At 38.5% G+C, this 24,424-nt stretch carries 23 protein-coding genes; 8 read left to right on the forward strand and 15 right to left on the reverse strand.

Features of this window, described 5'->3' with window-relative positions; all coding sequences use genetic code 11:
• Window positions 1-235: 235 nt before the first annotated feature.
• Entirely contained in the window at window positions 236-388 is a 153-nt protein-coding gene (gene sspO / locus ACFYKT_RS01215; protein ID WP_389214271.1) for a small acid-soluble spore protein O, read from the forward strand.
• A gap of 82 nt (window positions 389-470) precedes the next feature.
• On the opposite strand, the gene ACFYKT_RS01220 is transcribed toward sspO, so the two are convergent.
• Window positions 471-731 carry a hypothetical protein gene (locus ACFYKT_RS01220; RefSeq protein WP_389214274.1) on the reverse strand — a complete coding sequence of 87 codons (261 nt, stop codon included), beginning with the start codon at window positions 729-731 and terminating at the stop codon, window positions 471-473.
• Window positions 732-842: 111 nt separating this feature from the next.
• Here ACFYKT_RS01220 and ACFYKT_RS01225 point away from each other — a divergent pair, with 111 nt between their 5' ends.
• A complete protein-coding gene (locus ACFYKT_RS01225) occupies window positions 843-986 on the forward strand; it encodes a small acid-soluble spore protein P (protein ID WP_389214277.1) in 144 nt (47 codons plus the stop codon).
• Between the two features lie 54 nt (window positions 987-1,040).
• Here the strand turns inward: ACFYKT_RS01225 and selA are convergent, their stop codons facing one another.
• On the reverse strand, window positions 1,041-2,444 hold the full coding sequence (gene selA / locus ACFYKT_RS01230; protein WP_389214280.1) for an L-seryl-tRNA(Sec) selenium transferase: 1,404 nt from the start codon (window positions 2,442-2,444) through the stop codon (window positions 1,041-1,043).
• A gap of 175 nt (window positions 2,445-2,619) precedes the next feature.
• Here selA and ACFYKT_RS01235 point away from each other — a divergent pair, with 175 nt between their 5' ends.
• On the forward strand, window positions 2,620-3,597 hold the full coding sequence (locus ACFYKT_RS01235) for an L-lactate dehydrogenase (RefSeq protein ID WP_389214283.1): 978 nt from the start codon (window positions 2,620-2,622) through the stop codon (window positions 3,595-3,597).
• 186 nt (window positions 3,598-3,783) lie between these two features.
• Here the strand turns inward: ACFYKT_RS01235 and ACFYKT_RS01240 are convergent, their stop codons facing one another.
• Window positions 3,784-4,020 carry an Rdx family protein gene (locus ACFYKT_RS01240; protein WP_389214286.1) on the reverse strand — a complete coding sequence of 79 codons (237 nt, stop codon included), beginning with the start codon at window positions 4,018-4,020 and terminating at the stop codon, window positions 3,784-3,786.
• A gap of 135 nt (window positions 4,021-4,155) precedes the next feature.
• Between ACFYKT_RS01240 and selD the strand changes: the two genes are divergently transcribed.
• The 3 genes from selD (at window position 4,156) to ACFYKT_RS01255 (ending at window position 7,351) form a co-directional block, all read left to right on the forward strand.
• Window positions 4,156-5,208 (forward strand): selenide, water dikinase SelD, encoded by a 1,053-nt coding sequence (gene selD / locus ACFYKT_RS01245; RefSeq protein WP_389214288.1) that lies wholly within the window; start codon window positions 4,156-4,158, stop codon window positions 5,206-5,208.
• Window positions 5,209-5,428: 220 nt separating this feature from the next.
• Complete coding sequence (locus ACFYKT_RS01250; RefSeq protein ID WP_389214291.1) at window positions 5,429-6,172, forward strand: arylamine N-acetyltransferase family protein; 744 nt, start codon at window positions 5,429-5,431, stop codon at window positions 6,170-6,172.
• A 330-nt stretch (window positions 6,173-6,502) separates the two neighbouring features.
• Complete coding sequence (locus ACFYKT_RS01255; RefSeq protein WP_389214294.1) at window positions 6,503-7,351, forward strand: DUF4362 domain-containing protein; 849 nt, start codon at window positions 6,503-6,505, stop codon at window positions 7,349-7,351.
• Between the two features lie 87 nt (window positions 7,352-7,438).
• Here the strand turns inward: ACFYKT_RS01255 and ACFYKT_RS01260 are convergent, their stop codons facing one another.
• Together ACFYKT_RS01260 and ACFYKT_RS01265 are read right to left on the reverse strand one after the other, a co-directional pair.
• Window positions 7,439-8,377 (reverse strand): L-threonine 3-dehydrogenase, encoded by a 939-nt coding sequence (locus tag ACFYKT_RS01260; RefSeq protein WP_389214297.1) that lies wholly within the window; start codon window positions 8,375-8,377, stop codon window positions 7,439-7,441.
• Window positions 8,378-8,432: 55 nt separating this feature from the next.
• Window positions 8,433-9,623 carry a glycine C-acetyltransferase gene (locus ACFYKT_RS01265; protein ID WP_389214300.1) on the reverse strand — a complete coding sequence of 397 codons (1,191 nt, stop codon included), beginning with the start codon at window positions 9,621-9,623 and terminating at the stop codon, window positions 8,433-8,435.
• A gap of 575 nt (window positions 9,624-10,198) precedes the next feature.
• On the opposite strand from ACFYKT_RS01265, the gene katA reads away from it, so the two are divergent.
• Together katA and ACFYKT_RS01275 are read left to right on the forward strand one after the other, a co-directional pair.
• Entirely contained in the window at window positions 10,199-11,656 is a 1,458-nt protein-coding gene (gene katA, locus ACFYKT_RS01270; RefSeq protein ID WP_389214303.1) for a catalase KatA, read from the forward strand.
• 486 nt (window positions 11,657-12,142) lie between these two features.
• Window positions 12,143-12,994 carry a DegV family protein gene (locus ACFYKT_RS01275; RefSeq protein ID WP_389214306.1) on the forward strand — a complete coding sequence of 284 codons (852 nt, stop codon included), beginning with the start codon at window positions 12,143-12,145 and terminating at the stop codon, window positions 12,992-12,994.
• Window positions 12,995-13,053: 59 nt separating this feature from the next.
• On the opposite strand, the gene ACFYKT_RS01280 is transcribed toward ACFYKT_RS01275, so the two are convergent.
• From ACFYKT_RS01280 to ACFYKT_RS01325, 10 genes are all read right to left on the reverse strand, one after another.
• Window positions 13,054-14,205: a homogentisate 1,2-dioxygenase gene (locus tag ACFYKT_RS01280; protein ID WP_389214309.1), complete on the reverse strand. Its 1,152-nt coding sequence runs from the start codon at window positions 14,203-14,205 to the stop codon at window positions 13,054-13,056.
• A gap of 48 nt (window positions 14,206-14,253) precedes the next feature.
• Complete coding sequence (locus tag ACFYKT_RS01285) at window positions 14,254-15,171, reverse strand: fumarylacetoacetate hydrolase family protein (RefSeq protein WP_389214311.1); 918 nt, start codon at window positions 15,169-15,171, stop codon at window positions 14,254-14,256.
• A 4-nt stretch (window positions 15,172-15,175) separates the two neighbouring features.
• Window positions 15,176-15,790, reverse strand: coding sequence for a flavin reductase family protein (locus ACFYKT_RS01290; protein ID WP_389214314.1), 615 nt, complete (start codon window positions 15,788-15,790; stop codon window positions 15,176-15,178).
• A gap of 3 nt (window positions 15,791-15,793) precedes the next feature.
• Window positions 15,794-16,885 carry a histidinol-phosphate transaminase gene (gene hisC / locus ACFYKT_RS01295; RefSeq protein WP_389214317.1) on the reverse strand — a complete coding sequence of 364 codons (1,092 nt, stop codon included), beginning with the start codon at window positions 16,883-16,885 and terminating at the stop codon, window positions 15,794-15,796.
• Window positions 16,886-17,201: 316 nt separating this feature from the next.
• Window positions 17,202-18,317: a 4-hydroxyphenylpyruvate dioxygenase gene (gene hppD, locus ACFYKT_RS01300; RefSeq protein WP_389214320.1), complete on the reverse strand. Its 1,116-nt coding sequence runs from the start codon at window positions 18,315-18,317 to the stop codon at window positions 17,202-17,204.
• A 135-nt stretch (window positions 18,318-18,452) separates the two neighbouring features.
• Window positions 18,453-19,880, reverse strand: a complete 1,428-nt coding sequence (lpdA, locus tag ACFYKT_RS01305; RefSeq protein WP_389214323.1) for a dihydrolipoyl dehydrogenase — start codon at window positions 19,878-19,880, stop codon at window positions 18,453-18,455.
• Window positions 19,881-21,116: a dihydrolipoamide acetyltransferase family protein gene (locus tag ACFYKT_RS01310; protein ID WP_389214326.1), complete on the reverse strand. Its 1,236-nt coding sequence runs from the start codon at window positions 21,114-21,116 to the stop codon at window positions 19,881-19,883.
• A gap of 10 nt (window positions 21,117-21,126) precedes the next feature.
• Complete coding sequence (locus ACFYKT_RS01315) at window positions 21,127-22,122, reverse strand: alpha-ketoacid dehydrogenase subunit beta (protein WP_389214329.1); 996 nt, start codon at window positions 22,120-22,122, stop codon at window positions 21,127-21,129.
• Between the two features lie 4 nt (window positions 22,123-22,126).
• Window positions 22,127-23,188, reverse strand: a complete 1,062-nt coding sequence (gene pdhA, locus ACFYKT_RS01320) for a pyruvate dehydrogenase (acetyl-transferring) E1 component subunit alpha (protein WP_389214332.1) — start codon at window positions 23,186-23,188, stop codon at window positions 22,127-22,129.
• 72 nt (window positions 23,189-23,260) lie between these two features.
• Window positions 23,261-24,367 carry a Leu/Phe/Val dehydrogenase gene (locus ACFYKT_RS01325; RefSeq protein WP_389214335.1) on the reverse strand — a complete coding sequence of 369 codons (1,107 nt, stop codon included), beginning with the start codon at window positions 24,365-24,367 and terminating at the stop codon, window positions 23,261-23,263.
• Window positions 24,368-24,424 lie beyond the last annotated feature (57 nt).

The raw sequence follows: 24,424 nt of genomic DNA on the forward strand, positions 1-24,424 counted from the left end.
ATATGTAAATAACAAGAAAGTTATTGGTTTCGATAAGTATTACTTATGTTAAAAAAGTTTTTATATCTTTTTTTATTAAAAAGGTGAATTTTAATGGGGTTTATTGATAATGATTTTCATTGAAAATCATTATCAAATTATATTAGAAAAACATTATATGGGGCTAGTAATTATCCTGAAGAACACACATAATTCCTCCAATATAAGACAAACTTATACATGGAGGTGATTGGAAATGGCAAAAAAGAGAAAAGCAAATCACATTATTCCTGGTATGAATGCAGCACAAGGGCAAGGAATGGGAGCTGGCTATAGTGAAGAATTTGCGAATGAACCATTAACAGAAACAGAAAAACAAAACAACAAAAAAAGAAAGAAAAATCAATAAAAGTTGGAAGTAAATATAAGTAGGACCCTACAAAATATTTGTCGAGTCCTACTTATTTTTTCTATTCGAGCAACAATGTATGTTATTGAATCTCATTGACCTCTTGTACCATTGAACTTAAATCCTGCTGAAATCTTTCAAGTTGTAAACGTTGTGTTTCAGACGCTACTTCAAGTGCGTTTTCAATTTGTTCATATGCCTCATTCACTTCTTGTTTTAAATGCTTCAGCTGATGGCCATAATTTGCCGTATCTCTTACAATTTCATAGTAAAGTTCTTCCGCATCCTCTACACCCTGCTGGGCGGCTTGGAAAGCTTGCTGTTTATTTTTATGGTATGGCATGACCTTTTCACTCCTTTTATTTTGTACAATTAAATTGTGCAGTCCAATCTAAAAATATTCCGCATAAATTCTCATTTACATTCCATCCTATTGGTAGGAGGGATGAATAAAATGAATAAGAATGATGGCAAGGATATGCGCAGAAATGCACCTAAAGAACCAAATTCCGGTCAGCCAGAACCGCTTAGCGGCTCAAAGAAAGTGAAAAACCGCAACCATTCGAGACAAAAACATAACTCAAATCATGATATGTAATTTTCAATATTTACAAGAAAAAATGCTGCAGCCCCTACTTGGCCGCAGCATTTTTCAAATAGTTAATAAAGCTTGTAAAAGGATCTCTTCTTCTTCAACAGTTACTGTGCGCAGATCAATCAAGATTTCATCTCTATGAATTCGTACAATGATCGCTGGCTTATGTTGTGATCTTAATTTTTTTGATAGTTGGTCTGCCGTCCATTTTTTATGTCGAATAATAGCTGTATAGGAAGAAAGCTCTACATCTGGCATTGTGCCGCCGCCAATCTGGCCCACACTTTCCTTTAAAGCAACTTCATATTGATCAGAATTGCTTAATATTACACTAACAAATGCTTTTGTCCGCATCTCTAGCTCTTCCTTTGTCACCAATAAATCTCTAATGACAGGAATCGAGCGAATGGCTGAATCACCTTTTAAGTAATCGAGTAAGGTCCCTTCCAAAGCAGCCAATGTCATCTTATCAACACGCAGCACTCGAGCAAGCTGGTGTTTTTTTAATTGATCAATAAGCTTTTTTTTGCCAGCAATAATGCCCGCCTGCGGCCCGCCGAGTAACTTATCACCACTAAATGAGATAATGTCTGCCCCCATCTTTAACACATCTTTTACAACCGGTTCATTTCCAATTCCGTGCCGTTCATAATCATAAAGCGCCCCACTGCCGAGATCCTCATAGAACACTAGCTTCCTTTCCTTTGAAAGTACTGCTATTTCTTCTGTTTCCACTGTTTTCGTGAAACCAATCACTTTAAAATTACTCGTATGCACCTTCATAATCATCGCTGTTTGCTCTGAAATAACCTCTTCATAGTCAGAAAGATGTGTTTTATTTGTTGTTCCGACTTCAACAAGCTGTGCGCCACTTTCCTTCATAATTGAAGAAATTCGAAAAGAACCACCGATTTCGACGAGCTGTCCTCGTGATACAATCACTTCCTTATTACTCGCCAAGGCCTTAAGAACCAGATACACAGCAGCTGCATTATTATTAACAACCATTACAGCCTCGGCACCTGTCAATTCCTTTAGCAATCCCTCAACATGACTGTGTCTCGAACCTCGCTCCCCTTCCTCCAACTTATATTCTAAATTAGAATAATGAAGAGCAGTGTCGACCACATGGTTAACCGCACGTTCACTAAGCCTTGCACGCCCTAAATTCGTATGAAGAATGGTCCCAGTCGCATTAATTACTCGTTTTAACGTATAGCTATAGTTCTTAGAAACGACATCTGCTAATTCCACGAAGAATAAATCAACAAAATCATCACTTCCTGGCTCAGGTCCTTGCCAATTTTCATTCATTATTTCCAACCGAACTTTTTCAAGCATTTGTTTCATTTCTTTTGTCATATGTATAAAATCAAGCCCGTTATTTTCCATTAAAAAAGCAAAACGCTCATCCTTTTGCAGTTCATGAACGGGTGGGATATTTCTTAATAAATGCTTCAATTTATCTCCCTCCAATTTTCCCAATTAATTATACCATTTATCATTCATCTCCAATCAATCCTTTTAAAACATTAAAAAAAGTCCATTAGTGGCATATTACATTTTAAAGGAGTCATCATAAATTGAAGTATTTTCGAAAACCACTTTTTCACGAAAATTATAGGAGTTGATAAGTATGTATATTGAAATTGGCGATCGTGTTAGTCGTGTCGCGCTTATTGGTACCGGATTTGTAGGATCAAGCTATGCTTTTGCACTAATGAATCAAGGCATTGTCAATGAATTAATCATGATTGATTTAAATGAAGACAAAGCAAAAGGAGATGTTATCGATTTAAATCACGGAAAGGCATTTACCAATAATCCAACACATATCAGATTTGGTACTTACAATGATTGCAAAAATGCAGACTTAGTTGTTATCTGTGCCGGAGCGAATCAGAAACCTGGCGAAACACGCCTTGATTTAGTGGATAAAAACTTAAAAATTTTCAAAGAAATTGTTGAACACGTAATGGCTAGCGGTTTTGATGGAATTTTCCTTGTTGCAACGAACCCCGTGGATATCTTAACCTATGCAACTTGGAGATATTGCGGTCTTCCAAAGGAACGTGTAATTGGTTCAGGAACCATCTTAGATACTGCTCGTTTTCGTTTTTCGTTAGGTGAGTACTTTAATATTGCACCGAGCAATGTGCATGCTTATATCATTGGTGAACATGGTGATAGCGAGCTGCCCGTTTATAGCTCTGCCTATATCGGCTCTCTGCCGATTATGACATTTATCGAAAGATATGATAAATACAAAAAAGAAGATTTAGATAATATTTTTATCAATGTACGGGATGCTGCCTATCAGATTATAAAAAGCAAAGGAGCAACCTATTATGGCATTGCCATGGGATTGGCTCGAATAACAAAGGCCATCTTCAGCAATGAAAACTCCATCTTAACTGTATCTGCTCATTTGGATGGGCAATATGGCGAAGATCATGTCTATATCGGTGTTCCAGCAGTATTAAATCGAAATGGAATCCGCGAAATTATTGAGCTGAAATTAAATAAAGATGAACAGCAATTGTTTCAAAATAGTGTGAATGTATTAAAAAGCTATCTTTCTCCTTATTTTCATGAGGTGAAACCGAGGAACTAATCCTGTCTGCGTGGTGAATTAGGATGGAAGCAATGCCGCTGCTAAAGATAAAAAAATTAGAAATGCCGTGAACAAGAATGATTAATGTAGTTAACCCTCCATAAATGAGCTCTTATGGAGGGTTATTTTTAAAAAACACCTATATTTAAGCCAGTTAAAATCTTCTCATAAAGAGGAATTGAACTTCTATTCTTGCATCTTTTCAATTATGTCCTGTGACTTTGGAAATAAACCTATTTCATCCTTGGAGTAAATCTTCTCTCCGTTCACAGTCACTTCGAATTCTCCACTTGAGCCTGGGATTAACTCCATTTTAGTTATATTGGAACGAAAATGAGTAAATAGCTCTTCCGCAAAACTCGCAGCTTTTGGCGCATAGTTGCATTGCATGCAGAATTCAATTTTCACTTCGTAGGTTTTCATTTATTTTGACCTCCACGTGTAATATTCATAATTTTACACCATTGTAGTACAAATGTTAGTTTTCCACAAATGATAGATTCCAATCAAGTGATTTTATTATTCAATAGATGTATACTGTTGAATGGAGGTGGTATGATGAGCGAACAAGAAAAAATCCGCTTGACTTCATTGTCAACAAAAGCTGGCTGAGGCTGCAAAATTGGTCCTGAGGACTTGTCGCAAGTTTTGCGACTATTGCCGAAACAAGAGCCTGTGCCAGAATTACTTGTTGGACACGAAACAAGCGATGATGCTGGTGTATACCAATTAACTGATTCAATCGCCTTAATACAAACGATCGACTATTTCACACCTATTGTCGATGATCCATATATGTTTGGCCAAATTGCAGCTGCCAATGCACTAAGTGATGTTTATGCGATGGGAGGACAACCAAAAACAGTACTAAATATTGTAGGGTATCCTGTTAAAAAACTAGGACCTGATATGTTAGCAGAAATACTAAGAGGTGCAGGAGATAAAGTGAAAGAAGCTGGTGCAATCACGGTAGGAGGACATTCAGTTGATGATCAGGAGCCTAAATTTGGTCTTTCTGTCACTGGTATTGTTCATCCAAACCATGTTTGGAAAAATGTTGGCGCCAAACCGGGGGATGTACTTGTCCTAACAAAGCCAATTGGTGTTGGAATTATGACAACCGGTATTAAGCGTGGAGCCGTTACCACAGAACAAGAAACAGAAGTAACCGAAACAATGGCTTCACTTAATAAAACGGCTGCTGAAATTTTGACCTCCTTCACACCCCATGCAGTAACCGATGTGACTGGCTTTGGACTACTTGGTCATGGAAGTGAAATGGCGCGCGGAAGTAACATAAGCTTCGAGATTAACTATAATCATGTCCCGGTACTTGATGGTACATACGAACTAGCTGTGAAAGGTGTTATACCAGGAGGTTCAAAAGCAAACCATAAATGGCTTGAGGACGAAGTAGACTATGGATCAGTTTCTCTCGATGAACAATATATTCTATGCGATGCCATTACTTCAGGAGGATTGCTAGTTTCTATGGAAGAAGAGGAAGCGGCTCAATATGTACAGCAATTGCATAATGCCGGGCTGAAAAGATCAACAATTATTGGGCGAGTAATCGAGAAGCAGGAAAAACTCATTTATTTGATAAAGTGAAACTTCAATCAGTGGGGGAGTTCCTTTCCCCCACTGATTGTTAGTTGAACTAATCACGCTCAGAAACGCCACGTCCTGTGGCTTTCGCCTGACTAGGACATCCTGTCCGTCGTCGGGCATTTACGGGCTGTTGATCCCCCACTTAGAATTTTCAGTTCTATCCATTCCTGAAGTAGGGATCTTACAGCCCGTTAATCTGCGAGAAAGTGAAGGTGTTTTTATGGATGTGCAGGCATACTTAAAACGCATTTCAGTTGAAAAGGAAGAGCAATTAACATTAGAATACTTAGCAAAACTCCAGAAAAATCATATGGAAAACATTCCATTTGAAAATTTAGATGTCACACGTAAAGTCGAAATTAAATTAATTACCGATCGCTTTTATGAAAAAGTCATGGGAAATGGGCGTGGAGGATTTTGTTACGAGCTTAACGGGCTATTCCAACAGCTCTTAACAAAACTAGGTTATCGTTCTCACCTAATAGCTTGCACCGTGAAAAAGCTTGAAGGTTGGGCAAAAGCCGATACACATGCTGCAATTATCGTAAACTTAGATCAGCCCTATCTTGTCGACGTTGGCTTCGGTGACTCTGTTCGCCAGCCAGTTCCCTTAACTGGAGAGGAACGGATTGATGTGAGCGGGACGTATCGGGTGGCTCAAACTGAGCAAGAATCCTATGATTTACAGCGATTTGATGATGAAAATCATTGGAAGACTCTCTATCGTTTTACAAACGATGTTAAGAGTATTAAGGATTTTGATGAAGGATGTCTATATAATCAAACTTCACCAGATTCTACTTTCACCCATGGTGATATTGTCACAATTGCGACTGAGGATGGACGTATAACCTTATCTGGCTTAAACGTTACTCAAACGAAAAATGGGCAAAAGGTAAAATGGGATGTAACGGAAGATGAAAAAATCAAGTTGCTTGAAAAGTATTTTCACATTCATATATAAATGGAAGCTAATCACTGCCATTTAGCACATAGAAAAAGGAATTACCATATGAATGATCCATGTAAGCTTGAGGAATCTGTCCTCAAGCTTATTTTTTTCGTAACAACTTGACTCCTATTAAAAGAAAAACTGTATATTCTAAATATCCTTCTGGTGTATATACACTTAGTCCTCTCAAATAATTTCTAACATCGCAACCTTTTTTTCATACAAACGTCTATTTAGTAAGGATCCCCATTTCCAAATTTAAAAATAATAAAGAAAGAAGCGAATGGATTATTCTTTTTACCTAATTTATGTGCAAATCTTAAGAATGGATGTGAGAAACTGATGAAGAAAATCATATACATACTCTTATTCACGTTAATTTTCGCAATTGCTGCCTGTAGTACAAATGATAGCGATAGTAATGGCACCAGTTCCAACGGTGAACCACTGTCAGCGGTTAAAGATAGCACCAAACCTTATGTAAAGGGGGTAAAAAATGTAGATGTCCTAAATACTCATGGAAGCATTGAAGGGTTAGAAAGAATGCAAAGCTTCTATGACAACTTGAAAAATGGTATTCCTTCTAATTTACGAATTGTTCATTACACAATTGAAGGAGATCCAATTGTTACAGATTTAACCTATAACGGAGAATCACTTGAGGTGAAGGATGATACCACCCGAGATGCATTTGGAAGTGGGGAAATAAGAACTAATAGCTGTAGTAATATGATTGAGGAAGTAACGCCTACTAACACCTCCTATATTGCTGTCGGCTGTAACGGTGGAGCTTCCGGGAATGAAGAAATCTTAAATATTAGCTACAACATGAGTCAACAGGATCTATTTGAGTTTGAGCTAAAGTACGGAGTGAACCTAGAAAACGAAGTTAATACAAAAACAAACACGACAAAAAAAGTAATCAGTGCAGATGAAACAAAAGTAATAAGTGATTTTATCCTGGCAGCAAATGTGAAGCAAGAAGTGTATAAAAGATTAGTGTTTGCAAATTACTTAGCTGATAAGGATTTTGAGACTACATGTGATTCTAAAGAATCGATGAATTATTTTCTAATAGTACACATTAACGGAGGAAAGCGTGAATTTCGTTGGTCAGCTTGTGATCAGAGCAATGGTGGTAAAAAATTCACTGAGATAGCAGAATATATTATCAGTCAATCCGAAAAATAGCAAAGTGAAAAGCATGGGTATTACCAATAAAAAAATACACGAGATTTCCGAAGTGAAATGTCGTGTATTTTCCTTTTTGCTTTGTCTTTACTTACCTAACTTTGCTAACATATCAGCAGTCATTTTTGCCAAATCGTATTCAGCCTTAAAGCCCCATTCTTCCTTCGCAGCTGTGGCATCAATCGAATTCGGCCAACTGTCAGCAATCTTCTGACGGACTGGATCTACTTCATAGCTCATTTCAAAGGTTGGAATATGTTTGCGGATTTCTGCCGCAATCCCCTCTGGGTCAAAGCTCATTGCCGTCACATTAAATGAATTTCTGTGTAATAATTGAGAGGCATCAGCTTCCATTAATTCCACAATTGCATTTAACGCATCAGGCATATACATCATGTCCATATAGGTTCCTTTACCAATATATGAAGTATAACGTTGATTCTTAATTGCTTCATAGTAAATTTCCACCGCATAATCAGTTGTTCCCCCACCAGGAGGAGTAACATAAGAAATTAACCCAGGGAATCTTAATCCTCTCGTATCAACACCAAATTTATGGTAATAATAATCCGCTAGTAATTCGCCAGCAACTTTATTCACCCCATACATTGTCGTTGGACGTTGAATCGTATCCTGGGGTGTATTATCCTTTGGTGTAGAAGGTCCAAATGCCCCAATTGAGCTAGGAGTGAAGAATTGGCAATTTAACTCACGAGCTGTTTCTAATGCATTCATCAGTCCGCCCATATTTAAATTCCAGGCAAATACAGGATTGGCTTCCGCTGTTGCAGAGAGTAATGCTGCCATATGAATAACTGTATCGACATTATATTTTCTAGCTGTTTCAATCATTGTTTTCGAGTCAGTCACATCAACAACTTCAAATGGGCCTGATTCAGCAGCTTCTGAATCATTTTTTCGAATATCTGTCGCAATAACATTATCATTTCCATATATATTTCTTAGCTTCATCGTTAACTCGGAACCAATTTGCCCTAGAGCACCTGTAATAAAAATCTTTTTCATACTATTCCTCCATCTCTTCCCTATTCAAAAAACTCTCTGTCTCAAAAATGGGATCTTAAATGATACCCATTTCCTTCCCGACTTTTTCATAAATGGCGAGAGCATTATCAAGCATTTCTTTTGTATGTGCTGCAGATGGCATATTTCTTACTCGACCTGTTCCTTTTGAAACCGTTGGAAAAACGATTGATTTTGCATAGACGCCTTCTTCATTTAGCTTTTTGCTAAATTCTTGTGTCTTCACTTCATCCCCAATAATACAAGGAGTAATTGGTGTTTCACTATTACCGATATCAAATCCTAATTTCTCTAGGCCGGCTTTTAAATAATTGGCATTTTCCCAAAGCTTCTCATTTAGCTCCGTGCTTTCCATTAATAATTCAATGGCTTTCGTACTAGCAACCACATCTGCTGGTGTTAATGCCGTAGAGAAAAGGAATGGTCTGCTGCGAACTTTCAGCCAATCAATTAGCTCTTTCTTCCCGGCTACATAACCGCCAACTACACCGATTGCCTTAGAAAGTGTACCAATTTGAAAATCAATTTTGTCAGATAATCCGAAATGCTTAACCGTTCCAGCTCCATCACCTAATACGCCAGAACCATGTGCATCATCTACATACGTGATAAGGTCAAATTCTTCAGCAATTTCAACAATTTCTGGAAGTTTTGCAATATCTCCATCCATTGAGAAAACACCATCAGTTATGACCATAATTTTATTATAAAGTCCTGATTCCTTTGCTTCCCTTGCCCTTGTGCGCAAATCTTCCATATCAGCATGTTTCACACGGATAATCTTCGCTTTAGACAGACGGCAGCCATCGATGATCGATGCATGATTTAATTCATCTGAAAGGATCGCATCATTTTTATCCATAACAGCCGAAATTGCTGCCATATTACAATTAAAGCCTGATTGATAGGCAATCGCTGCCTCCGTATGTTTGAACTCCGCTAATTTTTCTTCAAGCTTAATGTGAATATCTAATGTTCCATTGATTGTACGAACAGCACCAGCTCCAACGCCATACTTGCTAATTGCTTCAGCTGCCGCTTTTTTTAACCGCTCATTTGTTGCCAGCCCTAAATAGTTATTGGAAGAAAGATTAATTAGTTCCCTTCCATTGATTTTGATAACTGGACCATTTGGACTTTCTAACGGGTCAATCACATTGTATAAACCCTTGTCCTTTAAATCTTCTAGGTTTTCTTTTAAAAATGCATCTAACATTTTACTTGACATAATTAAATCCCCCAGTTTGATATATTCTCACTTCTTGTCACCTTACGAAATACACTTGTATTCCTCAGAAAGACATTAATAACCTTGTTATGTAAAGGATTCTTACATATTACTTTAACATATTTTTATTCTTTGTACATACTGCGAGGACATATTTGAGATCTTTTTCTAAATCATTTCATCCTTGTTCTAGTTTGCTCACTTTATTTAAAAAGTACCAATTTGCCAAAAAAAATTAAAGGACACTAAATTGTAAAATTCTATCCAATATCATGCAGGAATATAAAGTCTTAAGCTTGAATTAGTACTGAAAGGTCTTTATTAAAAATTGTTCTTTTTTTAAATCCTTTTCATACAAATATACTACTGTCACTTTTTAGGACATCCCTTTGTTTTAAGTTTCTTCATTACATATTTTTCTCACTTACTATGGTATTTCCTCAATTTCTATTTATTATTTTATTATATTAATTTTTTATTTATATTAATTATAAATAAGTATTGATTTTTTGTTGAGAAGTGTTATCATTTTATTCAGGAAGCAAATAAATTTAATTATATGGGGTGAATGTTTAATGACTACTAATAATAATCTTACAACAAGCTGGGGAGCTCCTGTTGGGGACAACCAGAACTCAATGACTGCCGGTTCTCGCGGTCCTTCATTAATTCAAGATGTACATTTACTAGAGAAATTAGCTCACTTCAACCGCGAGCGTGTTCCTGAGCGTGTTGTTCATGCAAAAGGTGCTGGTGCACATGGGTATTTTGAAGTAACAAACGACCTTACAAAATATACGAAAGCAGACTTTTTATCTGAAATAGGCAAACGCACACCAATGTTTATCCGCTTCTCTACTGTTGCTGGTGAGCTTGGTTCTGCTGATACGGTCCGTGACCCACGCGGATTTGCGGTAAAATTTTATACTGAAGAAGGAAATTACGATTTAGTAGGAAACAACACACCAATTTTCTTCATTCGTGATGCCATTAAATTCCCTGACTTTATTCATACACAAAAAAGAGATCCAAAAACACACTTAAAAAATCCTACTGCTATTTGGGATTTCTGGAGCTTATCGCCTGAATCTTTACACCAAGTCACATATTTAATGGGTGATCGCGGCATCCCTGCAACTTTAAGACATATGAACGGTTATGGCAGCCATACCTTTAAATGGACAAACAAAGATGGCGATGGCGTATGGGTGAAATATCACTTTATCGCTGATCAAGGTGTGAAAAATATGGATGTTAGTCTAGCGGCTAAGCTTGCTGGTGAAAATCCTGATTATCATACAGAAGATTTATTCAATGCAATTGAAGAAGGTAACCACCCATCTTGGACTTTAAAAGTTCAAATCATGCCTTTAGAGGATGCAAACACTTATCGTTTCGATCCATTCGATGTAACAAAAATTTGGTCACATAAAGACTACCCATTAATTGAAGTAGGGAAAATGGTCTTAAATAGAAATCCTGAGAATTATTTCGCTGAGGTTGAACAAGCAACCTTCTCCCCTGGGACACTTGTACCAGGAATTGATGTATCACCTGATAAAATGCTGCAAGGCCGCTTATTTGCCTATCATGATGCACATCGCTATCGTGTTGGCGCGAACCATCAGGCACTTCCTATCAACCGTCCGAAGAATGAAGTGAAAAACTATCAGCGTGATGGTCAAATGCGCTTTGATAACAATGGCGGGGGTTCTGTCTATTACGAGCCAAACAGCTTTGGTGGTCCAACTGAAGTGCCAGAACATAAACAAGCTGCATATGCAGTATCAGGTGTAGCTGAAAGTGTAGCGTATGATCACAACGATCATTACACACAACCTGGTGACTTATACCGCTTAATGTCTGAAGAAGAACGTGCTCGCACGGTTGCAAATATTGTGGGAGCAATGAAGCCGGTGGAAAGAGAAGATATTAAACTCCGCCAAATCCAGCACTTCTATAAGGCTGATCCTGAGTTTGGTACTCGTATTGCTGAGGGACTTGGATTGAAAGTAACGCAGGAAGTAAAGTAATAGATTGATAGTATATAAGGAAGGGATCCGTTGAAATTACAATGGATCTCTTCTTTTTTCGTTATCTAGGAAATTATAAATTTGAATGTTGTGGATAACTTTGCGACAAGTTTGTCTGCATCCAGCTCCAGCGCCTACCCCCTCGAGGTCACAAGCCAATCCTCCCAGAAAGGTAAAGGACACCTTTCCGTGAGGCTCGTCTTGTGCTTGTCGGGGGTGATCAAGGCGCTTGCGCATTTGTTTTTTTATGAGAAAAAATCTTGTAAAAAGTAAAAATGGATTACTTTATTAATTTCATAAATTCCCTTATAAATGTGACGAATGAATGAACATTGAATAAGACTCGTGCAAACGATTACAATGGTGTATAATAAAAAAAGCCCGGACAAATATGCAATACGCGATTATTAATAAAAGAACTTATGTATCTTTCTTTTATTGGCAAACCTTTTAGCGGGTAAATATTTATAAAGGACTAACTATTTTATGACTGTAAAGAAGATTGCCTGGATTACTGACAGTACTGCCTATATTACAGATGAATTGAAAAAGCATCCTGATGTTTATGTTATCCCATTATCCATTACATTTGGGGACGAAACGTTTGAAGACGGGATCGATTTAAATACAGAACAATTATATAGCCGCATTGGTGCATCAAAAGAAATTCCCAAAACCTCACAGCCATCTGCAGGGCGTTTTGCTGAGCTCTTTGAACGGTTAAAGGGTGAATATGATTCTGCTGTTGCTGTGCATATTTCTGGAAAGTTAAGTGGGACAATTAATAGCTGTCTTTCCGGAGCTGAACTGGCTGATTTTCCAGTTGAAGCTGTTGATTCCAAATCAATGTCTTATGCCATAACAACATTAATCATGAAAGGCATGGACCTAAGTGAGAAAGGAATGTCTGGTCAAGAGATTGCTAAATTCCTTCAGGAAGATGCTGCTAAATCTGAGAACTATATATTACTAGGAAGCCTTGATCAATTTTACAAAGGTGGAAGAATGTCAGGAACCGCCTATTTACTTGGCAGTCTCTTAAAAATAAAACCGATTATTAGAATTAATAATAGTGGTGAGTTTGAGCTTTTTGATAAAGTACGTTCTGAGAAAAAGGCAATCAAGCGCATGTTAGAACTATTAGGTGAATCATATAAAAAACACTCGATTTCTCAAGTGCAAATTTTACATGGAAATGTGTATGATAAAGCGAAGGAACTAGGAGTAGAAATTAAAGCTCTTTTCCCTAAACTAGATATTTTTATTGGTGAAATAAGCTCTACAATTGCCGCACATTCAGGTGAAGGAACACTTGCTACAATATGGCATAATGAGTAATGATGATGATTTAAAATGAACAAAAGAGCCTATTTCAAATAGGCTCTTTTTGCTAGTTATTATACCCATGTATACATATACTTTTCATCCTCGATCTTTTTTGCCTGCTTAGCAATTTTTAATGGCCTGAACGTATCTATCATAACAGCAAGCTCCAGCGTTTCTTTCTTGCCAATACTTGCTTCAGTTGTTCCAGGGTGTGGCCCATGAGGAATTCCGCTCGGATGCAAGGTAATTGATTCAAGATTAATTCCTTTTCTGCTCATGAAGTTGCCTTCCACATAATAAAGGAGCTCATCACTGTTCACATTACTATGTGTATATGGTGCTGGAATTGCCTCTGGATGATAATCAAACAACCTAGGAACAAAGGAACAAATGACAAAATTATGCCCTTCAAATGTTTGATGAACAGGTGGAGGTTGATGAACTCTCCCTGTAATTGGTTCAAAATCTTCTATATTAAATACCCATGGATATAAATACCCATCCCATCCTTCTACATCAAAGGGATGGTGGTTTAACACATGGGAATGGAGATAGCCTCTTGTTTTTGTAATGACCTCAAATTCCCCTTTTTCATCAAAGGTTTCTAATTTCTCTGGTCCCCGAATATCTCGCTCACAAAATGGACTATGCTCCAAAAGCTGCCCGTATTCATTTCGATATCTCTTTGGAGTCGTTAACTGGCTAAAAGATTCAACGAATAATACTTTCGTCAATTCACTATTATTGGGAATCAGCCGGTAAATCGTTCCGATTGGGATCACAACGTAATCACCAGGTCGATAGGTAATTGTTCCAAACATTGTCTCTATCCGTCCAGTACCGTAATGGATAAAGATAAGTTCATCACCATCCCCATTACGATAGAAGCTTTGCATTGGTTCATTTATCGAAGCCGTTCCAATCAATAAATCTTCATTTCCTAATAAATATTCCCGTGCCTTCAGTGCATCCCCCTTTTTCTCCACATTATTTGTCATCAAGTGACGGTGCTTTAATGGCCCTAGTTCTTCATATTCTGGTAAGTACTTACCAATTAATTCCGTCCGTATGACCTCTGTTGGCATATAATGATGGTATAAAATTGATTGTGATCCAGAGAAGCCCTTCGTGCCCATAACTTGCTCCCGGAATAGACTGCCATCTGCCTTCTTAAATACCGTATGGCGTTTATGCGGAATTCTTCCCATTTGGCGATAAAACATTTCCCCACCTACTCACTTTTAATCTTAATTAAATCCTAACAACGCTCTTCAACTTATCCTATTCCTCAACTGTCCTAAGGCAGTAATTTCTAATTCAACCTCATCCCCCGGCTCTAGCCAGCGATGCACATCTGTTCCAAGCTCCAAAATACAGCCGCTTCCAACGGTTCCAGATCCAATAATCTCCCCTGGATATAAAGTAACCCCTTGTGAAGCCCGTTCAATCATTTCTTCAAATGAATAATAGATTTCCTTCAGATTTCCCTCTGATAAGAGAACTCCATTTATCTTTGCTCGCATGGTTAAATCAAAACTATTCTCTACACGGTATTCTTCCAATTCATCCTTTGTTAATAGAAAGGGGCCGATCGATGTAGCGAAATCCTTCCCTTTTGCTGGTCCAAGTCCCACCTTCATTTCTTTTCTCTGGATATCTCTTGCACTCCAATCATTCAGAATGCAATAGCCAAAAATATATTCATCCGCATTTTCTGCTTTAATATCTTTGCCTTCTTTCCCTATCACACAAGCAATTTCCAATTCATAGTCAAGCCATTCACAATTTATGGGGCGCGAAATGATTTCATCTGGCCCTTTCATTGCCAAATGATTCGAAAAGTAAAACACTGGAATGTCGTACCACTCAGGAATCATTTCTAAACCTCGATTTTCTCTTGCTGTCTTCACATGCTCTTCAAAAGCATAAAAGTCACGAAAACTTTTCGGATTTGGCAGTGGTGCTTTTAGTTCAATTTCTTCAAGCAAATAAACGCCCTTGCTGGTTGTAAGAAGTTGCTGTTCAGTAGAGATATATTTCATAAAAAATTTATGGTTTTCTAGAAATGACAGCATATCTTTTGGCAAAATCCCATTTGATGATTCATACATATCAACAACATAGCGATCATTTTTGATCCAGCCCGCCCTTAATGCTCCGTCCTTTTTTTGAAAGGTTACAAATTTCATAGCATCACTCCGTTTTTCTGACTAATTCAAACATATCTGCTAGTGGCTTCGTATACATTTGTCCAGCCATGCGTCCCACTGGTTTCAGATTCATAGAATCGATTCTGCCATTTTCATATAGCTCATCTGCCACATGAACATGCTCTACTTTTCCAATAACTAAGCTTCCAGCTCCAGCCTGCTCTCCAAAATGAAGCACTTGATAAAGAGAGCATTCCAGGTGAACTTTTGACTCTTTCACACGAGGCGGCTTCACTGTTTGGCTGAGTTCCTTTGTCAGACCAGCTCTTTCTAATTCATCAATATCCGCTGAATACTCAGTCGCACATCTATTCATTTTCTCTGTCCACTCTTCACTAACGATATTAATAACAAATTCCTTCGTTGCTTCAATATTTGCAAGTGTATCTTTTTTCTTCCCATCTGTCCCTCTTCTCATAGGCGAGAAGCAAATTAGCATAGGATCCGCACAAACCGCTGTAAAAAAACTGAAAGGTGCAGCATTACCTACTCCGTTCTCGTCAATTGTTGTGATCAAAGCAATCGGTCGAGGCAAAATTGAACCAACTAATAATTTGTAAGCATCCTTCCACTCAAGATTTCCGGGCGTAATCTCCACTGGCTACACCGCCCTTTCAATTAATGCCTCTTTTAATACATACAAGAATGCTTCATTATCTTCTCTTGTACCGAGTGTCATCCGAAATGCATCTTCAAAGCCTTGCAGCTTCATTTGCCGAATAATAAATCCCTTTGTAATTAACTTTGCAGACACGGGATATTGGCTATAAACATAGATGAAATTTGTTTGTGATGGAAAAAAGCCGACGCCCATTTCGAGTAGCTGCTCACAGACAAACGCTCTTTCGATCGCATTTTTTTCCGCACATGCCTCAATAAAGCTTTGATCATTAAGTGCCGTTACTGCAGCTGCTTGAGCAATTTGATTCACATTGAAAACTTCCTTCACTTTATGAAGCTCTTTTACTATCGAGGAATCCATCATTCCATACCCAACTCGCAGTCCAGCAAGACCATATATTTTTGAAAAAGTGCGGAGAATGATCAAATTCGCATGCTTTTTCAGTAATGGCAAGGACTCGAGATAATCATCGGTTGTGACATATTCATAATAAGCTTCATCTAATATAATCAAAACATTGGCTGGAACGCTTTCAATAAAGTGCAAAAGCTCAGCTTTTCCGACAATTGTACCTGTCGGGTTATTCGGGTTACAAATGAACACCATTTTTGTTTTCTCTGTAATTTTTTCATACATACTTTCTAAATCATGGACTCCATTTAATAATGGGACAGTGATGGCCTGCCCGCCTTCAATAATGACATTCGATTCATAACGAGGGAATGTCGTTGCTGCCATCACAGCTTCGTCCCCATGATTTAAGTAGGCTCTAGTCAAAAGCCGGATAATTTCCTCCGAGCCATTACCAATTAAAAATCGATCTTCCTCTATCTGATAAAATGATGCTAGATTTTTGATAAGTTTTGCTGTAGTCCCATCAGGGTAAAGGTAAAGCTGATCTATGCATTGGCTGATCGCTTTCTTTACTTCAGCAGAACTGCCATATACATTCTCGTTATCAGACATTTTTCTAACCTTTTTTAGTTGATACTTTTCTTTTATTTCTTCTGGTGAATCACCAAGTGGATAGGAAAAGATACTTTCTATTACGCTTCTCGTCTGTATTTTCATAATGAAAAAACACCTCATATTTTTAGCGAAGTTACTAAAATAAATGTAGTTTGTAAAGGTTGATTTGCGCTCCAGGTTACTCGCTTTCCGCGGGGTGGGCGCTGAGCCTCCTCGGCGCTAGCGCCTGTGGGGTCTCAGCTGTCCCACACTTCCCGCAGGAGTCTCGCAACCTTCCGCTCCAATCAACGAACTAATTGTCAGACGTTTTCATTCAAACAACTTAATCAATAAAAGCTATCTTTTAGATAAATGGACCTTAACAAAAAATCAATTTTATTTGCAAAACTCCCTTATAAGTAAAGGGAGTCAATGATAATTATAGATTTCCTCGTCTTTCTTGTTCACGTTCGATTGATTCGAATAATGCTTTAAAGTTTCCTTCTCCAAAGCCTCTTGCGCCTTTGCGCTGAATGATTTCAATAAATAAGGTTGGGCGGTCGACGATTGGCTTTGTAAAGATTTGCAGCAGGTAGCCTTCATCATCACGGTCTACTAAAATACTTAACTCTTTAATTTTGTCAATTTCCTCATCGATCTCTCCGACACGTTCAGCCAGCGCGTCATAATAAGAAGCTGGTGTGCTCAGGAATTCCACGCCATTTCTGCGAAGGATGCTGACTGTGTTTACAATATCCTCTGTAAGGATAGCTAAATGCTGAACACCAGGACCGTTGTAATAATCAAGATATTCTTCAATTTGTGATTTGCGTTTTCCTTCAGCTGGCTCATTAATCGGGAATTTAATTCTCCCGCCATTATGCATTACCTTCGACATAAGCGCGGAGTATTCTGTCGTAATATCCTTGTCTGTGAAGTGGGTCATTTCTTTAAAACCCATGACATTTGCATAATAATTAACCCATTCTTCCATTCTTTCTACATTCCCAACCACATGGTCAATGCCAATAAAACCAGCATCTTCGAATGGCACATTCATTTCTAGCTTTTCATAGCCAGGCATAAAGATGCCTTTATAATCCGATCTTTCAACTAATGTATGAATCGTGTCACCATACGTTCCAATGACTGCCTTTTTCACAGTTCCATGCTCATCTTTTAATTCAAATGGCGGAGTAATCGCAATCGCCCCTCTTGATACAGCTGCCTCATATGCCTTCTCGACATCATCAACAGCCAATGCAATATCCTTTACTCCATCACCATGCTTTTTAACAAATGTAGCCACTCTGCTGCTTTCATTTAATGTACCTGTGATTACAAGACGAATTTTCCTTTGTTGCAATACATATGAAACTGTTTCTCGATTTCCTGTTTCAAGACCAGAATAGGCAACAGGTTTAAATCCGAAAGCAGAGCAAAAGAAGTGACAGGATTGTCTCGCATTACCCGAATAAATTTCTAAATAATCGACCTCTTTAACTGGAAAAAAATCCTCTTGCTTTTGTACTTTAGAAACTGTTTTTTCTTGCATTTTAACCCCTCCTGTTTTTATAAAAATACAAATATTCTGAATTAATTAAATAATATATGAATCGTGTTAATGTTCTCAAGAGTACAAGTTAAAGCTATGCTACACATCTGCACTAAAGTGTATTTGGCATGAATCCTAAACTTTGAGTCTTTCTTTTTTTGTAACAAGCGGCAGATGTATTGCTTGATTTTTTAATGCCTCAGCAGCTTCTAGTAAACCTTCATTTATACTTGGATGCGGGTACAGTGGAAACAGCAGATCTTCATCACGAGCAACCATTTCTAATGACAGCACTCCACTAGAAATTAACTCAATGGCCCCAGAGCCAATCATATGCATACCAAGCAAAGCATGATTTTCTTTATCAAATATTACTTTAATAAACCCTTCCTTTTTCCCTAAAATAGCTGCATAGCCATTACTCGAGAGTGGAAATTGTCCCATTGAAATCTCATATCCTTGATCAATCGCTTCTTGTTCGCTGAGACCAGCACTTGCAATCGGTGGTCTTGTGTGAGCAACGATCGGCAAAAAGCGAAAATCAGCTTCTGAGAAAATTCCCGCAATTGCTTCCGCCGCTGTTTTTCCTTGCTTAATCGCCTTTACAGCTAATGGCGGGCCTTCTGTCACATCCCCAATCGCAAAAATATTCGGTTTAGATGTTTGGCATTGCTCATTCACTTTTATAAAACCACTTTCTGTTTTCTCAATTCCAATTCGTTCGATTCCGATGTTTGCTGTATTTGGCGTAGGGATGGAAGAAACGAATAAATGCGTGCCTATTAATGAATCTTCCTTATTTTCTAACGAAACGATAACCGCTTCCCCATCAGTATAAGCAGAAGAAATATTAGTACTTTTAATTACTTTTATTTGATTCTTTTTCAATATTCGCTTCAGCTCTCGATTTATCGATAAATCAAAAGAGAAATCATTCTGATCCATAACCATTGTCACTTCAGAACCGTAAGCATTGAAGGCAAATGCCATCTCAAGCGCAATATAATCATTTCCATAAACGAGCAGCTTTTCGGGAAGGATTTCTAGGCTCGTTATCGACCAAGAATCTAAAATTCGATGATGATCAGGCTTGATTCCTGCTGGTGCATTTGGTGAACTTCCTGTCGCGATAATCGCATGTTTAAAACGAAATACATCATATTGCTCCCCATTTTCTACCCCTATTTTATCTTCTGATAAAAAGAATGCAGAGCCTGCAAGCAGTTCAACTTTGTTTGCGGCACATAAAGCTTTAATCCCTTCACGGAGCTGATTGATTGTTCTCATTTTATAAGCTTGAAGCTTTCGTAAATTGAACTGAACGGAATCACTTTCAATGCCAATTTCTTCAGTTTTTTTCATTGAAATGAATGTTTCTGCACTGTTCGTTAATACTTTTGACGGAATACAGCCCTTATTTAAGCACACCCCTCCAAGCTGTTCCTTTTCAATAAGTGTGACCGATTGACCGAGCTGTGCTGCACGGATGGCTGCATGGTAGCCCCCTGGACCTCCGCCAATAATAATGAGATCCCGTTCATGTGCAAGTTCACCAACAACCATCTATACCAACTCCAGCAAAAGCAATTTTGGATCATGAATTAATTCAGCGAAACGACTTGTAAATCGGACAGCAGTTGCCCCATCAGCCACTCGGTGATCAAAAGACATTGAAAGATTCATAATCGATCGGATGATAATTTGATCATCATCTGTTACAACAGGCATTTTTTTTGTTTTATGGAAGGAGACAAGTGCAACCTCTGGGTGCTGAATAATTGGGGTAGCTCCAATGCTTCCACCTAGCGGGCCGACATTACTAATTGTAAATGTCCCACCTGAAATATCTTTCAACGTTAATTGATTTTCTAATGCCTTTTCCGTTAGCTGTTTCATTTCTGCATGAATCGACCGGATGGATTTCTTTTCAACATTTCGCATGACAGGAACGATCAAGCCATCTTCTGTATCAACAGCAATTCCTAAATGATGTTCATGCTTTAGATGGATCACTTCATTTTCCTCATCAAGTCGGGCATTGAAAATCGGAAATTCTTTTAGGCAGATCGATAATGCTTTTAAGAAAAACGCCGTTGCAGAAATATTTTCATTTCTTTTCTTTAATTCATTGCGAAATTGAATGAGATCGGTCACATCAACCTCTTCAAAATGCGTGCAATGTGGAATTGTAAATAATGAATGGATCATTTTTTTCGCGATTTGCTTTCGTCTGCCCCTAAATGGGATTGTGTCATTTGCATATGAGGTTTGTTCAGAGGATGCAACTATTTCTTCTTGTCTGATTGCGGTTTTCGTTTGTTGTGAAGCAGTCATAAATTGATAAACATCTTCATCGATAATCCGTCCTGCTGGCCCTGAACCTGAAACTTTTTCAATATCAATCCCATTATCTCGGGCAATTTTTCTCGTAAACGGGGAAGCTAGTATTCGCTTATCATGATTTTGTCTAGTGACTACTATCCGTTGATTTATTTTTTCCATAGGCGATCTTTCAGCTATCTTCTTTTCTCTTTCTGGTATGATCTGTTTTCTATGTTCTTTCGAATTTGATGCATCTAAGATTAATAATGTTGTCCCGACGGTAACAGTCTCCCCTGGCTTTACCTTAATCTCTCGAATGAATCCAGCTTTTGGTGATGGAATTTCGGCAGTCATTTTATCTGTTTGCACCTCGATCAGTGGATCATCTGCTTGAACATAATCACCAGGTTTAATAAGAAAACAGGTAATCTCTGCTTCTGTCATCCCCTCACCAATATCATGCAGTTTTACTTCCATTGTTCCCCTCCTAAAACGCCATGACTTTTTCAATTGCATGGATAATCCTTACTTCGGTTGGTAAATAATGATCCTCAAATCCAAAGTAAGGAACAGGTGTATCAAATCCGGTTACACGTTCTGTCGGCGCTTTCTGATATAGAAAAGAAGTATCATTAATAATAGCTAATACGTCATTTCCTACCCCACCAGTCGCATGGGCCTCATGGACAATGACCGTGCGGCCAGTTTTTTGCACTGATTCGGCAATAATGTCTTTATCAATTGGGAAAAGTGTCCTTAAATCAATAACTTCACATTGAATTCCTTTTTCTTTTAGTTCATTAGCTGCTTTCAATGCAACCGGAACCATCGCTCCCCAAGAAATGACTGTGACATCCTCCCCTTCAACAAGTTTCTTCCCTTTACCGATTTCTACTGTATATTTTCCTTCGGGTACTTCTTCCTTCGCAGACCGATAACAGCGCATCGGCTCTAGAAACAAAACTGGATCCGGATCTTCAATCGCTGCAATTAGCAAGCCTTTCGCATCATATGGACTTGATGGGCAAACAACTTTAATTCCTGGCATATGGGTAAAAATCGCTTCCGTACTATCACAATGTATTTCCGGTGCCCTTACTCCTGCTCCGTACGGGGCTCGAATCACCATCGGAACCGTATAATGGCCCATTGTTCTCATTCTAAGTCTTGTTGCATGGGTCATAATTTGCTCATAAGCAGGATAAATAAATCCTAAAAACTGGATTTCAATAACAGGCAAAAAACCATTGACCGCAAGCCCAATCCCAGCTCCTACAAATCCCGCTTCACTTAACGGAGTATCCATAACGCGTCCCTCTCCATACTTTTTCAGAAGTCCATCGGTTGCTCGGAATACACCGCCGTTTACCCCAATATCTTCTCCTAGCAGCACTACCTCTTTCCGTTCAGCCAACATCGTATCAAGTCCATCGGTAATTGCTTGAATTAGCGTCATCGTTTTCGTTCTTAATGCAATACTCATTGATTCACCTCCCTATCAATCTCAGATACTCCTCTTTTTGCTGCTTAATCTGCCAAGTCGGTTTAGCAAAAACATGATCGAAGATTGCTGCTGGATTAGCTGGTGGAAAAGCCTCCATTTGTTCAACTGCTTCTTCTATTTCCAGAGAAGCCTCCCGCTCGATCGCATGAACCCAGTCCTCATCAAAATCCCCGTTGTTTTTTAACCATCTTTCCAATCGAAGAATCGGATCGGTTTCTTTTCTTCGGCTAATGCTCTCCGATTGATCGCGATATTTCGTTGGATCATCTGCTGTTGTATGGGCACCATACCGCCAAGTGACAGCCTCAATTAAAGTTGGTCCAGCACCATTTCTTGCTCTTTCCAATGCTTTTAATGTTTCAAAATAAACAACAAATACATCATTGCCATCAATTCTTACACTAGGCATATCATAGGCTAATGCTTTTTGAGCGATCGTTTTTGAATTCATTTGTTTTTCTATCGGAACTGAAATGGCAAATTGGTTATTCTGATTAAAAAAGACAACTGGTGCTTTAAATACACTTGCAAAATTTAGCCCTTCATGGAAATCCCCCTCAGATGTAGCACCATCACCAAAATAAGCAATGGCCGCGTTTTTTGACCCCCGCATTTTTTCTGCAAGAGCAGCACCAGCTGCATGCGGAATTTGTGTGGCAATTGGAATACCAGGTGGGAAAATCCGTTTGCCATCTGGAGGTATGCAGCCTTCATTTCTTCCATTCCAAAACAAAAGGATGTTTCTTAGAGAATGGCCAAAGACAAATGCCGCTCCATGTTCACGATAAGTGGGAAACATCCAATCCGATGGGTTTAATGCGAGTGCGCTGCCAACCTGTGATGCCTCTTGCCCTTCGAATGGCGCATACGTGCCGATTCGCCCCTGCCGCTGCAAGCTGATTGCCTTACGGTCAAACAAACGGATTCTTACGAGCTGTCTGTAGAAGCCTTTTGCAAGCTCTGCCGTCACCTTCTCTTCATATTCAGGTGAAACAATCCTACCGTTTGGATCCATTATTTGCTGGATCGGAAACTGATTTTCCATTTTCTCACCCTTTGCACTTTGTTTGATTTACACATAAATATAGTAACAATATTGTTTTTCGTTCAAAAAAAATTACGTTCTAACTGCCCATTTTGGTCGTTTCATATGCGAAAAGAAGCTATTTCTCCTTGATCTTGCTTCAATTCGATTCTCACAAAACTGATTGGCAGCTTCAATGGTAGTAATCCCTTTCGCATCTGCGTATTCATAAATATTAAGAAGTGAATTATAAATGGCCTTTGTTTTTTGGAGCACTCTTTCCTTGTTCGGTGTATAAAGCTCATCCGCTACTTGGATAAGGCCACCCGAGTTGACGATATAATCTGGAGCATATAAAATGCCCTTTTCTTGAAGTTTTTGACCGTGGCGAAGTTCCAAAAGCTGATTATTTGCTGAGCCGACAATCGCCTTTACGTTGAACTGGTCAATTGTTTCATCATTAATAATCCCCCCCATTGCACAAGGGATAAAGATATCTGCATTCGCATGATATATTTCTTCCTTATTTAATACCTTAACACCTGCACCAATCATTTTAGCTTTTGTTAGAAGCTGATCTATCGCTTGCTGATTAATATCTGTAACATATAAATCAGCTCCTTCTTCCAACAATCGTTCTGCTACCTTTAATCCGACCTTACCGAGTCCTTGGATGGAATAGCTTTTGCCTGCTAAATCATCTGATCCTGTCAATGCTTTATTAGTTGCCTGAAGCCCGTAAATGACACCTTGTGCCGTTGGAATAGATGAATCTCCACTCCCCCCATACACCTCGTCAACTCCAACGATGCAATTTGTTTCTCTTAATGCATGGACAAAGTCCTCTGGGCTTGTTCCCATATCTGTTCCCGTATAAAAACGGCCGTTCAACGATTCTACAAATTGACCAAAGGCCCGAAACAATTCTGGTGTTTTATCCTTTCGCGGATCACCAATAATCACAGCTTTTCCTCCACCGAAATCAACATCAGCTGCAGCACATTTATAAGTCATTCCTTTGGATAGCCGAAGCACATCTTCAAGTGCTTCCTCCTCACTTGCATAGGGAAGCATTCTACATCCTCCTAATGCAGGCCCAAGTCTTGTACTGTGAATGGCAATTATTGCTTTTAAGCCAGTAGATTCATCATTGCAGAAGACAACTTGCTCATGCTCTTTAATTTTTGCGAACATATTCATCTTGAACTTCCTCCTAATCTATTTGTTAACGCTTACATTCCATGGGCAGAAAACTCT

It is taken from the genome of Cytobacillus mangrovibacter (genome assembly GCF_042865275.1).
In the GTDB taxonomy this organism is placed as follows: Bacteria; Bacillota; Bacilli; order Bacillales; family Cytobacillaceae; genus Cytobacillus; species Cytobacillus mangrovibacter.